The following is a 1566-nucleotide window of genomic DNA, read 5'->3' on the forward strand; positions in this document are numbered from 1 at the left end:
GGTAACGTACAATTTTTTGCGCACTTTGACAGCAGGATAGCGTCCAGATAGGAAGGAGGGCACGGCCCGCCCCGGTATGATTCGAGTTGTCGAGACAAGAAGCATATTGGAGGAGAGCCATGCCCGAGCCAATCGTAACACTGAACGAGGAGAGCCTGAAGTCCGATCTGCGCGAGCTGGTGAGAAAGACGGTCGAGGACACCCTGAACGGCCTTCTGGATGAGGAGGCGGGCGACCTCGTCGGCGCGGAGCGCTACGAGCGCGCCGCGGGGCGCGAGGCCTATCGGGCCGGCCACTACGACAGGAGCCTGGCAACGACGTCCGGCGAGGTCACGCTGCGCATGCCCAAGCTCAAGGGGATGAGGTTCACCACGGCGATCATCGAGCGCTACCGGCGCCGCGAGACCAGCGTCGAGGAGGCGATGATCGAGATGTACCTGGCCGGCGTCTCGACGCGCAGGATCGAGGACGTCTCCGAGATCCTGTGGGGGTCGAGCGTGTCGGCGGCGACCGTCTCGAACCTGAACGAGAAGGCGTTCGCCGCGGTCGAGGAGTGGCGAAACCGCCCGCTCGTTCGCGCCTACCCCTACGTCTACGTCGACGGCATCTACCTGAAGCGCAGCTGGGGCGGGAGCTACGAGAACGTGGCGGTGATGGTGGCGATAGGCGTCAACGACGACGGCTACCGCGAGGTGATAGGCGCCGCCGAGGGCTTCACCGAGTCGGCCGAGTGCTGGCGGGAGTTCCTCTCGTGGCTGAAGTCGCGCGGGCTGCGCGGGGTCAGGATGTTCACCGGCGACAAGGCCGCCGGCATGGTCGGCTCGATCGCCGAGGTCTTCCCGAACGCCGCCTACCAGCGCTGCACGGTCCATTTCTACCGCAACGCGCTGGCGAAGGTGCCCAAGTCCAAGAGGCCCAAGGCGGCCGCGATGCTCAAGGCCATACACGCCATGGAGTCGCGCGAGGCCTCCGAGGCCAAGGCCCTCGAGGTGGCCGACGAGCTCGACTCAATGAGGCTGAAGGAGGCCGCGAAGGTCGTCCGCGACGGATACGCCGAGACCCTGACGTACACGCGCTTCCCGCGCGAGCACTGGCGGCGCATACGCACCAACAACGCCATCGAGCGCCTGAACCGCGAGATCCGCAGGCGCACGCGCGTGGTCGGGACGTTCCCCGACGGGAAGAGCGCCCTCATGCTCGTGACCGCGAGGCTCAAGTACGTGGCCGAGAGCGAGTGGGGCTCGAGGCGCTATCTGGACGTGACTCTGCTGGAGGGGTAGCCGCACCGGACGGCGGGCTTATGAGGCTGTCGGAAAAGTGCGCAAGATTCTTGACGGTACCAACCTCCTTTGTTGACGCCAACAACCTGATTCAAGTATTGGACTCATCCAAAGAAAGCTCCATGTTGTTACTTCGCAAAAATCAGGTAACGTACAATTTTTTGCGCACTTTGACAGCAGGATAGCGTCCAGATAGGAAGGAGGGCACGGCCCGCCCCGGTATGATTCGAGTTGTCGAGACAAGAAGCATATTGGAGGAGAGCCATGCCCGAGCCAATCGTAACAC

1 protein-coding gene is annotated in these 1566 nt (G+C 63.5%); it reads left to right on the forward strand.

The window, feature by feature from the left end:
- The first annotated feature begins 119 nt into the window (after positions 1-119).
- Complete coding sequence (locus ACMRQN_RS09690) at positions 120-1280, forward strand: IS256 family transposase (RefSeq protein WP_087198813.1); 1161 nt, start codon at positions 120-122, stop codon at positions 1278-1280.
- Positions 1281-1566: the final 286 nt, after the last annotated feature.

It is taken from the genome of Ellagibacter sp., from assembly GCF_048412355.1.
GTDB lineage: Bacteria > Actinomycetota > Coriobacteriia > Coriobacteriales > Eggerthellaceae > Ellagibacter.